The sequence below is a fragment of the Agromyces cerinus genome (genome assembly GCF_016907835.1).
Lineage (GTDB): Bacteria > Actinomycetota > Actinomycetes > Actinomycetales > Microbacteriaceae > Agromyces > Agromyces nitratus.
The window spans coordinates 2,779,689-2,792,548 of record NZ_JAFBCT010000001.1 but is presented as its reverse complement, the minus strand read 5'-3'; the positions used below and the strand labels follow the sequence as shown (position 1 = coordinate 2,792,548).

The following is a 12,860-nucleotide window of genomic DNA, read 5'->3' as shown; positions in this document are numbered from 1 at the left end:
CCCCGCAACGACGAAATGCAGGGGATCCCGCGATCGGGCTCGAGAGCCCGTGTCCGCGGAATCCCCTGCATCGGGCAGGGCGCGTCAGCGAGAACGCGTCAGTGAACGCGTCAGACGACGTAGCCGTCGGCGATCGTCAGCGCCTCGTCGATGATGTCGAGCCCGCGCACGAGCTCTTCCTCGGTGATGACGAGCGGCGGTGCGACGTGCATCCGGTTGAAGTGGATGAACGGCCACAGGCCGGCCTGCTTGCAGGCGGCGGCGACGGCCGCCATCGGCGCGGCATCCGCTCCGCCCGCGTTGAACGGAACGAGCGGTTCGTGCGTCGCAGGGTCGCGCACGAGTTCGATCGCCCAGAACAGTCCTGCACCGCGGATCTCGCCGACCGACGGGTGCTTCGCCGCGATCTCGCGGAGGCGCGGCTCGACCACTCGCGACCCGAGGTCGCGCACGCGCTCGAGGATGCCGTCGCGCTCGAAGACCTCGAACGTCGCGACGCCTGCGGCGCACGCGAGCGGGTGGCCCGAGTAGGTGAGGCCGCCCTGGAACGAGACCGTGTCGAAGTGCGAGGCGATCCTCTGCGAGATCACCACGCCGCCGAGCGGAACGTAGCCCGAGTTCACGCCCTTCGCGAAGGTGATGAGGTCGGGCACGACGTCGAACGCGTTCACCGCGAACCACTCGCCGATGCGGCCGAAGCCGACCATGACCTCGTCGGCGATGTAGACGATGCCGTACTTGTCGCACAGTGCGCGAACGCCCTGCAGGTAGCCGGGCGGCGGCACGAGCACGCCGTTCGTGCCGACGATCGTCTCGATGATGATGGCGGCGATCGTGTTCGCGCCCTCGAGCACGATGAGCTGCTCGAGGTGGGCGAGCGCGCGCTCGGCCTCCTGCTCGGGGGTCTCCGAGTGGAACGACGACCGGTACGCGTACGGGCCCATGAAGTGCGCGACCGAACCGTCGGACGGCTCGTTCGCCCAACGGCGCGGGTCGCCCGTGAGCGAGATCGCGGTCGCGGTGCCGCCGTGGTAGCTGCGGTACATCGAGAGCACCTTGCGGCGACCCGTGACGGCGCGCGCCATGCGCACGGCGTACTCGTTGGCGTCGGCGCCGCCGTTGGTGAAGAACACCTTGTCGAGGTCGCCCGGGGCGACCTCGGCGATGCGACGCGCGAGTTCGCTGCGGACATCCGATGCCATCGACGGCTGGATGGTCGCGAGGCGACCCGCCTGCTGCTGGATGGCGGCGACGAGGTCGGGGTGCTGGTGCCCGAGGTTCAGGTTCACGAGCTGCGACGAGAAGTCGAGGTACGCGTTGCCCTGGTAGTCCCAGAACGTGGAGCCCTCGCCTGCGGCGATGGGCAGCGGGTCGATGAGCGCCTGCGCGCTCCACGAGTGGAACACGTGCGCGCGGTCCTCCGCGCGCACCTGCGCCTCGGCGGCGGCGTCGGGCAGCGGGTGCACCGTGCCGAAACGGTCGGTGTGGACGGCTTCGGTCCCGGCGGTGATGGTGTCGGTCATGACGGATGCTCCAAGAGGTCGGCGAGCCTGCCGGAGGACGCCGTGGGCGTCCGTTCCGGCAGGCTCAGCGAACGATGATCAGTGGTTCTGGGGGAAGCCCAGGTTGATGCCGCCGTGCGCGGAGTCGTTGCGGGTGGCCGGGTCGATCCAGCGGCTGGTCACGGCCTTCTCACGCGTGAAGAAGTCGAAGCCGTGGGTGCCGTAGGCCTTCGCGTCACCGAACAGCGACTGCTTCCAGCCGCCGAACGAGTGGTAGGCGACGGGCACCGGGATCGGCACGTTGATGCCGATCATGCCGACCTGCACCTCGTTCTGGAAGCGGCGTGCGGCTCCGCCGTCGTTGGTGAAGATGGCGGTGCCGTTGCCGAACTGGCCGGAGTTGATCAGGTCGAGGCCCTCGTCGTAGCTCGCCACGCGAACGATCGAGAGCACCGGGCCGAAGATCTCCTCGGTGTACGCACGCGAGGTGGTGGGCACGTTGTCGATCAAGGTCGGGCCGAAGAAGAAGCCGTCCTCGTGACCGTCGACGGTGAACCCGCGACCGTCGACCACGATCGTCGCCCCGTCGCTCTCGGCGATGTCGACGTAGGAGGAGACCTTGTCGCGGTGCACGTCGGTGATGAGCGGCCCCATGTCGGGCTCGACGCCGTCGACGCCTGCGCCGTTGCCGATCTTCAGCTTCGCGATGCGCTCGCTGATCTTGGTGATCAGCTCGTCGGCGACGGGCTCGACGGCCAGCACGACCGAGATCGCCATGCAGCGCTCGCCGGCGGCGCCGTACCCGGCGTTCACCGCCTGGTCGGCGACCAGGTCGAGGTCGGCGTCGGGCAGGACGAGCATGTGGTTCTTGGCTCCGCCGAGTGCCTGGACGCGCTTGCCGTGCTTCGACGCGGTCTCGTAGATGTACTGGGCGATCGGCGTCGAGCCGACGAACGAGATCGACTGCACGACGGGCGAGGTGAGGAGGCCGTCGACGGCGAGCTTGTCACCCTGCAGCACGGTGAACACGCCGTCGGGGAGGCCTGCCTCCGACCAGAGCTGTGCGATCCAGAGCGCGGCGGACGGGTCCTTCTCGCTGGGCTTCAGGATCACGGCGTTGCCCGCGGCGATCGCAATGGGGAAGAACCACATGGGCACCATGGCGGGGAAGTTGAACGGGCTGATGATGCCGACCACGCCGAGCGCCTGCTTCAGCGAGTAGACGTCGATGCCGGTCGAGACGTTCTCGGAGAAGGCGCCCTTGATCAGGTTCGGGAACCCGGTGGCGAGTTCGACGACCTCCTGGCCGCGCAGGATCTCGCCCATCGCGTCGGAGACGACCTTGCCGTGCTCGGCGGTGATGATGGCCGCGAGCTCGCCCTTGCGCGAGTTCAGCAGCTCGCGGAACGAGAACAGCACACCCTGCCGCTTCGCGATCGAGTAGCCGCTCCACACCTCGAAACCGGCCTGCGCCGACGCGATCGCCGCGTCGATCTCGGCCTGGTCAGCCAGTGCGACCTCGGCCTGCACGGCGCCCGTGGCCGGGTTGTACACCGAGGCCGTGCGGCCCGAGGTCGAGGCGCGCAGCGCGCCGTCGACCCAGTGTCCGATCACTGGCACCTCGGGGGCCGATGCGGGCGAGGAAGCGGTCTCGGTGATGCTCATTGGCAGTTCCTTCACTGATGTGCGGCGGTCGTCGGGCCGGCATCGGACAGAATGGCCGACGTCGACTAGGCTTCGTAGTCTCAGTGTGACAGAGGAAGAAAGGCGAATCCGGTGGCAGATCGTCGCGAAGATGAGGCGATTCAGACGAACCGTCCGGTGCTCGAGCCGGCCGACGACGGCCTCCCGACCGTGCGCGAGATCCTCACGATCCCCGCGGTCGCCCAGGGCATCCCCGAGGTGCTCTCCGGCGGTGACGCGCTCGACGCGCACGTGCGCTGGGCGCACGTCTCCGACAGCGCGGGAGTCGCCCGGCTGTTGAACGGCGGCGAGCTGCTGCTCACCACGGGATCGGGCTGGCCGACCGAACCGGCGGAGCTCGCCGCGTTCATCGGGGGCCTCGTCGACGTGGGCATCGCGGGACTCGTGCTCGAACTCGGCGTGCACTACCGCTACGTGCCGGCCGTCGTCGAGTCGGCCGCACGCGAGCACGGTCTCGCCCTCGTCGCCCTGCACCGCGAGGTCAAGTTCGTCGCACTGACCGAGGCGGTGCACAGCCGCATCATCTCGGTGCAGACGGCGGCCCTCCGCGCTCGCGACGAGGTGCGCGAACGCTTCACCGCCCTCGCGCTGCGCGGCTCGCCGCCCGACTTCATCGTGCAGCAGCTCGCCCAGACGCTCGGCGCCGCCGTGGTGCTCGAGAACCTCGCCCACGAGGTCGTGGCCGCCGAGGTTCCGCTCGCCGCCGAGATCGAGCTCTTCACCCGCTGGGAGACCCGGTCGAGGGCCGCGCATCGACGGCACGACGAGCAGCGACGTCTCGGCAGCGGGGTCGCGGCCGACGAGTGGCTGATCGTGCCGGTCGAGGCGCGAGGCATCCGCTGGGGCCACCTCATCGCCCTGCCGGGGCCGGCGCATCCGGCCGGGCGCACGAGCGTGCTCGAGCAGGGCGCGATCGCACTCGCCCTCGGCAGGCTCGCTGACGGCGCGGCCGACGAGTGGGTGCGCATCGGGCGCCAGCGCCTCGTCGACGGACTGCTCGACGGCCGGTTCGCGGGTCTGCCCGCCGCCTCGGCGCGCATCGAGGCCGCCGGCCTGCCGCTCGAGGGTGCTCGCCTCTTCGGCGTCGTGGTCACCGGCGGTGCGGTTGCGGCGGCAGCGGATGCTGCGGCACGCGAGCTCGGCGGGCGGGCGCTCGCCGGGGCGGCTCCCGAGAGCGCCGCCGCACCGTCGGCCACGATCGTCGTGCTCTCGCTGCCGGCCTCGCGCACGCTCGACGACGCATCGCTGCGAACCTTCGCCGCAGCGCTCGCCGCGGGTGACTCGGCGATGCTCGACCGGCTCGTGCTCTCGATCGGCTCGGAGGCGAGCGACCTCGATGCCCTGCTCGGGTCGGTGCAGGAGGCGATCGACCTGGCCCGGGGTCCGGCGCGGCGCTCGGCCCGCGGCCCGGTGCTGCGGCGTTCCGATGACCGCCCGTTGATGCGCCTCGTGACCGCGCTCCGAGACGATCACCGGCTGCTCGAGCACGGCGAGCGCATGCTCGAGCCCCTCATCGACTACGACCTCGCTCGCAAGGGCGATCTGCTCGACGTGCTCGGCGCGGTGCTCGCGCATCCGGGCAACCGCACGGCCGCGGCATCCGCTTCGCATCTGTCGCGCTCGGTGTTCTACCAGCGTCTCGCGCTCATCGGCGATCTGCTCGGCGTCGACCTCGATGACGGCGAGACCCTGACGGCGCTGCATCTCGCGCTGCTCGTGCGGCGGAGTGTCGTGCGCTGAGCCGACCGTCGGCTGTAGTGTTGCGCCACTGCCGACGTTCGGCCGTTCGGCCGCCGGCCGATCGGGTCGGCTTCTCGTTCGAGGAGTGGAAATGAACGTCGTGCGCAGTGCAGCGCTGATGGTCGTCATCGGGGGCCTCGTGGCCCTCTCGGGATGCGCCCCGTCGTCGGAGGCCGCGTCGCCCGTGACGCCGTCGCCGACGCCGTCGGCCGAGGCTCCGGCATCGCAGGAGCCGGTCGCCGCCCCGAGCCCCGAACCGCTCGATCCCGCTGACATGTCGACGTGGGTCGCGGGTTCGGCCGGCATCGGTGCGGTCGAACGCGGGGCCAGCTGGGGAGCCGTCGAAGCGCAGCTCGCGGGAATGACCGTCGAGACGTTGTGCCCGTCGGCCGTGTCCTTCACCGCTGACGCTTCGCCCACCATCTACGTCGGCCTCGAAGCCGACGGCGACACGATCCGGCAGGTCTGGGCGGCGGGCGACGCGGCCGACACGGCGTCGCCGTCGACCATCGCCGGCATCGCGCTCGGTGCGACGCTCGCGGAGGTGCAGGCCGCCTACCCGGGCATCGCCGAAACGGTGATCCCGTACCCGGCCGACACGAACGCGTACGCCGTGGCCGATGACGACGGGTCGTGGCTCGTGTTCAGCCTGCGCGATGGCGTGGTGACGCAGATCGGGGCCTCCGCACTCCAGTTCCCGCCGAAGGAGCTCTGCGGCTGATCTCGCCGGGAGGCGCTCGCCCGATCGTCGGGGTGTACCGGTATGGTCGTTCACTTGCTATTGACAAGTGCACTTGCAAAGAGCAAGCTAGGAGCGAATCATCCGGTAATCACTGACGATCCCTTGGAGGCGATCATGACCGCGACCAGCATTTTCGTGAACCTGCCCACCACCGACCTCGAGCGCTCGAAGAGCTTCTACGAGGCGCTGGGCTTCAGCATCAACCCGCTCTTCACCGATGAGAACGCCGCGTGCGTCGTGCTCGACGAGAACATCTACTTCATGGTGCTCACGCGCGACTACCTCGCCACCTTCACCGACAAGCAGATCATCGACACGAAGACGCACGCGCAGACGAGCATCTCGTTCACCCGCGACTCGCGCGACGAGGTCGACGCGGTGCTCGTCAAGGGACTCGCCGCCGGTGGCAGCGAGCCGCGTGAGGCGCAGGACTACGGCTTCATGTACTCGCGCGACCTCGAAGACCCCGACGGCAACATCCTCGGGTTCCTCTTCATGGAGCCGACGGCGGCCGAGCAGGGCCCCGACGTCTACATGGCCGGCCAGGGCGCCGCTGCGCCGTCGGCCACGGCCTGACGCGCACCGCATGGCGACACGCGGAGCGCGCGGCTTCGGCCAGTACGGGGGAGTGGCCCGTGCTCTCGAGCGGGTCGGGGACCGATGGGCGCTGCTCATCGTCCGCGACCTGCTCGTCGGCCCGCGCCGGTACGGCGACCTGAAGGCGGGGCTGCCGCGCATCCCGACCAACATCCTGAGCGACCGACTCAAGGAGTTGCAGGAATCGGGCGTCGTGCGCCGCCTGCCGACGGTGCGCGGCGGTTACGAGCTCACGCCGCTCGGCCGGGCGCTCGAACCCGTCGTCATCGCGCTCGAGCGGTGGGGCTGGTCGGTGCTCGGCGAGCCCGCCGCGGGCGAGACGGTCACCCACGATGCGCTCGCCGTCGCGCTCCGCGCCGCATTCCGAGCGGATGCCGCGGCGTCACTGCCCCCCACCGAGTACGTGCTGCATGTCGCGGATGTCTCGGTGTCCGCGATCGTCGTCGGCGGCACGCTCGACGTGGTGCCGGTCGGCGCCGGGGCGCTTCCGCAGCCGCAGCGGCGCTCGGTGTTCGAGCCGGTGCCGTCGGCCGTGCTCGAACTGCAGTTCGACCCGGTGGCGCTCCGCGGGGTGCTGGCCGGCGACACGACCGGCGCGACGGTGCTCGCGGGCGGCGACGGGTTGGTCGAGCGGTTCGGGCTGACCTTCCGCATCGAGCCGGTGGGACCGTCGACCGACGTCGCTGCCGCGGCGGCGTAGCGCGTCTGCCGGCCCGGGCAGCGCGTCTCCGCCCGGCGCCGTGGATAGACTCCGACGATGCGCTCGAGACCTCGCCGCCTGCTCGCGACATCGACCGTCGTGCTGCTCGCGCTCGCCTGCACGGGATGTGCGGTGAACGCCGGTTCCGCCGGAACCGATCGACTGGAGGCGAGGTTCGCCGACGTTCCCGACATCGAGTCGGTGTTCACGTCGGCGTCGAACAACCTTCCGTTCATGGGTTCGAGCGACGCGCACATCGAGGTGTCCGATGCTGCGAGCTCCGATCGCGCCGCCGAGATCGGACACGAACTCGGCGCCTTCCTCGCCGTCGATTCGCGAGTGGTCACCTGGGGCGCATCGATCGAGTACCACGGGCTCTCGGTCGCGATCACGGACGATCGCGCCGTGAACACGGCGCGACTCGACGCAGCCGAGTCGCTGTGGGCCGCTGACGTCGAGGGCGAGCTGTCCTACGGGTTCGTGGTGCTCACCGCGGCGGACGCCGATGCGCTCGAGTCGGTCACTGCCCGGGCCCAGTCCATCGCCGGAGCACCGGGCATGGAGATTGCGGAGAGCGCCCACGTCGGAGCCTACGTCGAATCCGCCGTCGCCGACCGCACGTCGCCGGTCACGAGCACTGAATGGTCCTTCCCCTCGAGCTTCTCGGCGATGTCAGCGCCGGGCACCGATCTCGCCGCCGAATTCGACGCGTTCGATCAAGCACGTGCGACGGTCGACCTGGCCGAGGCCACGCTCGAGGCCGGAAGTGTCCACCTCGTGATCACTGGAGACGACCTCGCAGTGGCGTCGGCGCTCACCGAACTCCTGAGCCTCGGAACGGACCTCGAGGTGGAGATCGTGACGGAGGGCGCCTGATCGGGTGCGGCGTCGATCACCGCACCCGATCTCGGCTCCGGAGGCGTCGTTACTTGGCGACGAACGAGAGGCGGCGGTTGGCGAACTCGCCGATGCCGACCGGGCCCATCTCGCGCCCGAAGCCGGAGCGCTTCACGCCGCCGAAGGGCAGCTCGGCGGCTTCGGCCGCGATGGTGTTCACGTGCGTCATGCCGACCTCGAGTCGTGAGGCGACACGGGAGGCGCGGGCCTCGTCGGTCGAGAACACGGAGCCGCCGAGGCCGAGGTCGCAGTCGTTGGCGAGCTCGAGCGCCTCTTCGTCGCTGTGCACGCGGTAGACCGTCGCCACCGGGCCGAAGATCTCCTCGCGGTACGACTCGGAGTCGCGGGGCACGCCCGTCAGCACGGCGGGCGAGTAGTAGGCGCCGGGGCCGTCGGACAGCACGCCGCCGGCCTCGAGCGTGGCGCCCGCGGCGACGGCCTTCTGCACCTGGGCGTTCACGGTCTCAGCGGCGACGCGGGTCGACATCGGCGCGTACTGTCCCTCGCCGAGGTCCAGCTGGTCGCCCGGCTCGAGCCCGTCAGCGAGACGGCGCAGCTCGGCGACGAACTCGTCGTAGATGTCGTCCATCACGATCATCCGCTTGTTCGAGTTGCACACCTGGCCGCCGTTGTAGACGCGGAAGTCCCAAGCCGCCTTCGCGACACTCGCCACGTCGTCGGCGTCGAGCACGACCATCGGGTCGATGCCGCCGAGCTCGAGCACGCACTTCTTCAGGTGCTGGCCCGCCTGCGCGCCGATGATGGCGCCGGCCCGCTCGGACCCGGTGAGCGAGACGCCCTGGACCCGCGGGTCGGCGATCATGGTCGCGATCTGGTCGTGCGAGGCGAACACGTTCTGGTACCCGCCGACCGGGACCCCGGCCTCCTCCATGATCTCCTGGATCGTCAGGGCGGAACGCGCGCAGATGTCGGCGTGCTTCAGGATGATCGTGTTGCCGAGCACGAGGTTCGGCGCCGCGAAGCGGGCGACCTGGTAGTAGGGGAAGTTCCACGGCATCACGCCGAGCAGCGCCCCCACGGGCAGTTGCTCGATGATCGCCTTGCCGGGGATCGTGCTCGGGATCTCCTGATCGGTGATCAGGCCCGGCCCGTACACGGCGTAGTAGTCGATGATCGCGGTCGCGAACTCGACCTCGTCGATCGACTCGGCCAGCGACTTGCCCATCTCGAGGGCGATGAGCCGGGCGAGCTCCTCCTTGCGCTCCTCGAACAGCTCGGCCACGCGCTTCACCGCCGCGGCGCGCTCTTGAACGCTGCGCTCGCGCCACTCGCGGTACGCGCCGTCGGCGGCCGCGAGCGTCTGCTCGATCTGCGCGTCGGTCGCCGACTCGAACGTCTCGACGATCTCGCCGGTCGCGGGGTTCTGTACTCGGTACTTCGCCATTCTCTGATCCTCCTCCGTCGCGCCTCAGCGCGAGATGAACACCTTGCGCAGCGTCTCGCGCACGGTCCAGATCGTCTTCATGCCCGCCTCGAGGCGCACGACGGCGCCCGGGGCGAGGATGATCGGGTCGCCGATCGGGTGCTCGAACTCGACCGTCGCGGCGCCCGCGAGCACGACGAAGACCTCGTCGACCTCGACGTCGCGCATCGCGCCGGGCGTCATCTCCCAGACGCCGATCTCACCGGCCTCCGACGAATCGAGTGCCCGGTAGCCGGTCGCGGGCGCGCCCGCGACGACCTGGTCGGCCGGCACCGGCTCGTGCTCGAGCACGAGCCCCGGGGCATCCGTCAGCGCGCCGGCGATGAGGCGGAGGTCGTCGCTCATGAGTCGAACCCCAATCCGAGTGCGTCGAGGGTCTTCAGCAGCACGTTGCGCTTGCCCCGGTTGTGGTCGGCACGGTTCAGCGACCAGCGGGTCGCGTTGATGCCCATCGACGCGGCGGGCTCGGGAGGGAAGGGCAGGGGGCGCTTCCGCACCATCTCGAGCTGCGTGCGCTCGTTGTCGCGGCCCTCGAGCAGGTCGAGCATGACCTCGGCCGCGAACCGGGTCGAGCCGACGCCGAGGCCGGTGAAGCCGGCGGCGTAGGCGACCCGGTTGTCGCGTGCGGTGCCGAAGAACGCCGTGAACTGGGTGCTCGTGTCGATCGCGCCCGCCCACTGGTGGCTGAACTGCAGCCCTTCGAGCTGCGGGAACGTCGTGAAGAAGTGGCTGGCCAGCTTCTGCCAGCTCTCGGGACGGTTCTCGTACTCCGATCGCACCTTGCGGCCGTAGTTGTAGATCGCGTCGTAGCCGCCGAAGAGGATGCGGTTGTCCTTCGACAGGCGGTAGTAGTGGAACTGGTTGGCCATGTCGCCGATGCCCTGGCGATCGTTCCACCCGATGTCGGCGAGCTGCTGCTGCGACAGCGGCTCGGTCATGAGCACGTAGTCGTAGACCGGCACGGTCATGAGGCGGTTGCGCTTCAGGAGCGACGGGAACACGTTGGTCGCGAGCACGGCGTGCGCGGCGTCGACCCGGCCATCGTCGGTGATGACCGACACCGCGCCGGTCGAGCCGGGGGTGTCGAGGCGCTTGACGGGGGAGTGCTCGAAGATCTCGACGCCGAGCTCTTCGGCGACGCGGGCGAGCTCGGAGACGAGTCGCGCGGGGTGCACCATGGCGTTCGTGCGCTGCTCCCAGACGCCTGCCAGGTAGGTCGGCGACGCGACCGAGGCCTGCACGGCCTCCTGGTCGAGGAAGACGACGCCCTCTTCGCCATGCTTGACGGCTTCGGCGTGCCAGTCGCGCAGCCACTCGACCTGGTGCTCCTCGATCGCCGGCGCGAGCATGCCCGTGCGCTCGAAGTGGAAGTCCATGCCGTACTCGGCCTCTGCGGCCTCGATCGCGTCGAGGTTCTCCATGCCGAGGCGGTGCAGCGTCGGCATCTCCTTCGGCCAGCGGGCCTGGCCGTTCTCGTCACCGTGCGTGAGGCTCGCTTCGCAGAAGCCGCCGTTGCGACCGGATGCCGCCCAGCCGATGCTCTTCGCCTCGACGAGCACGATGCGCGCGTCGGGGTTGCGGCGCTTGGCGAGCACCGCGGTCCAGAGGCCGGTGTAGCCGCCGCCGACGATGGCGAGGTCGGCGACGCGGTCGCCCGTGAGCTTGGGGCGACCGCCCACGGCGCCCTCGGGCAGGTCGTCGAGCCAGAACACCGAACGGGCGGTGTTCTCGAGCGAATGGGCGATGACGGATGCCGGCGGCTGGTGTCGTTCGAAGACGGTGGTGCCCACGGGTATCACTCCGATGCAGTTGTGGTGCTTCCATCCTTTCGCGAGGCATGCACTCGCGCCAGTTCGTCGTGTCTCGACATCCGCTCACGGCCGGACATGCTGCCCGGACTCGCGGCGCGGCTCGCGGCGTCGCTCAACTCGGCGAGTGCGCCTCGAGGAACTGGTAGACCTCGGTCTGGTCGACGCCGGGGAACGTGCCCGTCGGCAGCGCCGCGAGCAGGCTCGTCGGGGTGCGGGCGGCGGGCCACGAGGCATCCGCCCATCGATCGGCGAGCCCGGTCGGCGCCTGGCAGCAGGCGGGATCGGGGCATCGTGAAACCGCACGATGCGGTGTCTCGCGCCCGCGGAACCACTTCACGTGTTCGAACGGCACGCCGACCGAGACCGAGTACTCGCCCTCCTTCGCCTTCTCGATGCGCGAGGTGCACCAGAAGGTGCCCGACGGGGTGTCGGTGTACTGGTACCAGGGGCTGAAGCGGTCCTCGACATCGAAGACGGTGCGCGCCGTCCAGTTGCGGCACATCGTCGTGCCCTCGATCGCGCCGAGCGCGTCGGAGGGGAATCGCACGCGGTCGTTCTCGTAGGCCTTGATGATCGTGCCCGACTCGTGCACCTTCGTGAAGTGCACGGGGATGCCGAGCCTGGCCGTCGCGAGGTTCGTGAACCGGTGCGCCGCCGTCTCGTAGGAGACGGCGAAGGCGTCGCGCAGGTCCTCCATCGAGATGCGGCGCAGGTTCTTCGCCTCGGTGAGGAAGCGCACCGCCGCCTGCTCGGGCAGCAGGATCGCCGCGGTCAGGTAGTTCGTCTCGATGCGCTGTCGCAGGAAGTCGGCGTAGCCGCGCGGCTCCTCGTGGTCGAGCAGGTGGCTCGCGAGCGCCTGCAGGATGGGGGAGCGCGAGTCGCGCGACGGCGACTGCTGCGTCGGCAGGTAGAGGCGGCCGTTGCGCTTGTCGGTCACCGAGCGGGTCGAGTGCGGCAGGTCGCCGACGTAGTGCAGCGAGTAGCCGAGGTGGCTCGCCATGTCGGCGACGAGCTGGTGCGACACCGGGCCTCCGGTGTGGCCGACGGCCTCGAGCAGCTCGGCCGCCTTCGCCTCGAGTTCGGGGTAGAAGTTGTCGCGGGCGCGCATCTCGGCACGCAGCTGCGCGTTCGCCCGCCGCGCCTCCTCGGGCGTCGCCGCGCGCTCGCGGTGCAGGCGGTCGATCTCGTTGTGCAGGCTCAGGATCGTCTGCAGCGTCTGGTCGTTCATGCCCTTCGCGACACGGAACGACGGCAGCCCGAGTGCCGCGAACACGGGCCCGCGCTGGGCGCGCTCGACGGCGATCTCGAGGGCGGCACGTTCCGAAGGAGCATCCGCTCGCAGCAGTTCGTCCACGCTCGTGCCGAGTGCGAGGGCGATCGTGCGCAGCATCGAGAGCCGCGGCTCCCGCTTGCCGTTCTCGATCGCCGAGACCTGGCTCGGTGCCCGGTCGATCGCGGCGGCGAGCTCGCCGAGGGTCATGTTGCGGGCCGTTCGACGATCGCGGATGCGGCGGCCGAGCGTGAGCGCGTCGACCTCGTCGGCGCTCGTCTCGGCGAGGTCGGGGGAGGGGTTCGCGCTGCGATCCGCGGTGATCATGTCTTCGATGGTGACACGCGCCGCCCGAAGCCACAAACGGAAGAACTGCAAGAGTTCCGCATTCGAGCCGAGCACTGCGGCGAAACTGCGGCGATCAGCGGATGTCGCGCGTGAAACCTTGCCGTT

Annotated in this window: 11 protein-coding genes; 5 read left to right on the top strand and 6 right to left on the bottom strand. The window is 70.0% G+C overall.

The features are described from left to right. Positions 1–110 precede the first annotated feature (110 nt). Together JOE59_RS13005 and JOE59_RS13000 are read right to left on the bottom strand one after the other, a co-directional pair. Entirely contained in the window at positions 111–1,523 is a 1,413-nt protein-coding gene (locus JOE59_RS13005) for an aspartate aminotransferase family protein (RefSeq protein ID WP_204461050.1), read from the bottom strand. Positions 1,524–1,601: 78 nt separating this feature from the next. Further along, on the bottom strand, positions 1,602–3,167 hold the full coding sequence (locus JOE59_RS13000) for a CoA-acylating methylmalonate-semialdehyde dehydrogenase (RefSeq protein ID WP_204461047.1): 1,566 nt from the start codon (positions 3,165–3,167) through the stop codon (positions 1,602–1,604). Between the two features lie 111 nt (positions 3,168–3,278). On the opposite strand from JOE59_RS13000, the gene JOE59_RS12995 reads away from it, so the two are divergent. The 5 genes from JOE59_RS12995 to JOE59_RS12975 all read left to right on the top strand — a co-directional run bounded on the left by JOE59_RS12995 (position 3,279) and on the right by JOE59_RS12975 (position 7,861). Beyond that, positions 3,279–4,946, top strand: a complete 1,668-nt coding sequence (locus tag JOE59_RS12995) for a PucR family transcriptional regulator (RefSeq protein WP_307837069.1) — start codon at positions 3,279–3,281, stop codon at positions 4,944–4,946. A gap of 91 nt (positions 4,947–5,037) precedes the next feature. Further along, positions 5,038–5,667, top strand: a complete 630-nt coding sequence (locus JOE59_RS12990) for a hypothetical protein (RefSeq protein WP_204461045.1) — start codon at positions 5,038–5,040, stop codon at positions 5,665–5,667. A gap of 135 nt (positions 5,668–5,802) precedes the next feature. Continuing rightward, positions 5,803–6,264 carry a VOC family protein gene (locus JOE59_RS12985; protein WP_204461044.1) on the top strand — a complete coding sequence of 154 codons (462 nt, stop codon included), beginning with the start codon at positions 5,803–5,805 and terminating at the stop codon, positions 6,262–6,264. Between the two features lie 10 nt (positions 6,265–6,274). After that, complete coding sequence (locus tag JOE59_RS12980) at positions 6,275–6,985, top strand: winged helix-turn-helix transcriptional regulator (RefSeq protein WP_204461043.1); 711 nt, start codon at positions 6,275–6,277, stop codon at positions 6,983–6,985. A gap of 57 nt (positions 6,986–7,042) precedes the next feature. Continuing rightward, positions 7,043–7,861, top strand: a complete 819-nt coding sequence (locus JOE59_RS12975; protein ID WP_204461042.1) for a hypothetical protein — start codon at positions 7,043–7,045, stop codon at positions 7,859–7,861. A 49-nt stretch (positions 7,862–7,910) separates the two neighbouring features. On the opposite strand, the gene JOE59_RS12970 is transcribed toward JOE59_RS12975, so the two are convergent. The 4 genes from JOE59_RS12970 to JOE59_RS12955 form a co-directional block, all read right to left on the bottom strand. Continuing rightward, complete coding sequence (locus tag JOE59_RS12970) at positions 7,911–9,287, bottom strand: NAD-dependent succinate-semialdehyde dehydrogenase (RefSeq protein ID WP_204461041.1); 1,377 nt, start codon at positions 9,285–9,287, stop codon at positions 7,911–7,913. Positions 9,288–9,311: 24 nt separating this feature from the next. Beyond that, positions 9,312–9,671, bottom strand: a complete 360-nt coding sequence (locus tag JOE59_RS12965; RefSeq protein ID WP_204461039.1) for a cupin domain-containing protein — start codon at positions 9,669–9,671, stop codon at positions 9,312–9,314. Then, positions 9,668–11,116 (bottom strand): NAD(P)/FAD-dependent oxidoreductase, encoded by a 1,449-nt coding sequence (locus JOE59_RS12960; protein ID WP_204461037.1) that lies wholly within the window; start codon positions 11,114–11,116, stop codon positions 9,668–9,670. The genes JOE59_RS12965 and JOE59_RS12960 overlap by 4 nt, the downstream gene beginning before the upstream one ends. 133 nt (positions 11,117–11,249) lie before the next feature. Next, positions 11,250–12,734, bottom strand: coding sequence for an XRE family transcriptional regulator (locus tag JOE59_RS12955; protein WP_204461035.1), 1,485 nt, complete (start codon positions 12,732–12,734; stop codon positions 11,250–11,252). Between the last annotated feature and the right edge of the window lie 126 nt (positions 12,735–12,860).

Excerpts from the sequence above, each read along its gene's own strand:
- JOE59_RS13005 (WP_204461050.1), bottom strand. The coding sequence starts at position 1,523 with ATGACCGACACCATCACCGCCGGGACCGAAGCCGTCCACACCGACCGT.
- JOE59_RS13000 (WP_204461047.1), bottom strand. The coding sequence starts at position 3,167 with ATGAGCATCACCGAGACCGCTTCCTCGCCCGCATCGGCCCCCGAGGTG.
- JOE59_RS12990 (WP_204461045.1), top strand. The coding sequence starts at position 5,038 with ATGAACGTCGTGCGCAGTGCAGCGCTGATGGTCGTCATCGGGGGCCTC.
- JOE59_RS12985 (WP_204461044.1), top strand. The coding sequence starts at position 5,803 with ATGACCGCGACCAGCATTTTCGTGAACCTGCCCACCACCGACCTCGAG.
- JOE59_RS12980 (WP_204461043.1), top strand. The coding sequence starts at position 6,275 with ATGGCGACACGCGGAGCGCGCGGCTTCGGCCAGTACGGGGGAGTGGCC.
- JOE59_RS12975 (WP_204461042.1), top strand. The coding sequence starts at position 7,043 with ATGCGCTCGAGACCTCGCCGCCTGCTCGCGACATCGACCGTCGTGCTG.
- JOE59_RS12970 (WP_204461041.1), bottom strand. The coding sequence starts at position 9,287 with ATGGCGAAGTACCGAGTACAGAACCCCGCGACCGGCGAGATCGTCGAG.
- JOE59_RS12965 (WP_204461039.1), bottom strand. The coding sequence starts at position 9,671 with ATGAGCGACGACCTCCGCCTCATCGCCGGCGCGCTGACGGATGCCCCG.
- JOE59_RS12955 (WP_204461035.1), bottom strand. The coding sequence starts at position 12,734 with ATGATCACCGCGGATCGCAGCGCGAACCCCTCCCCCGACCTCGCCGAG.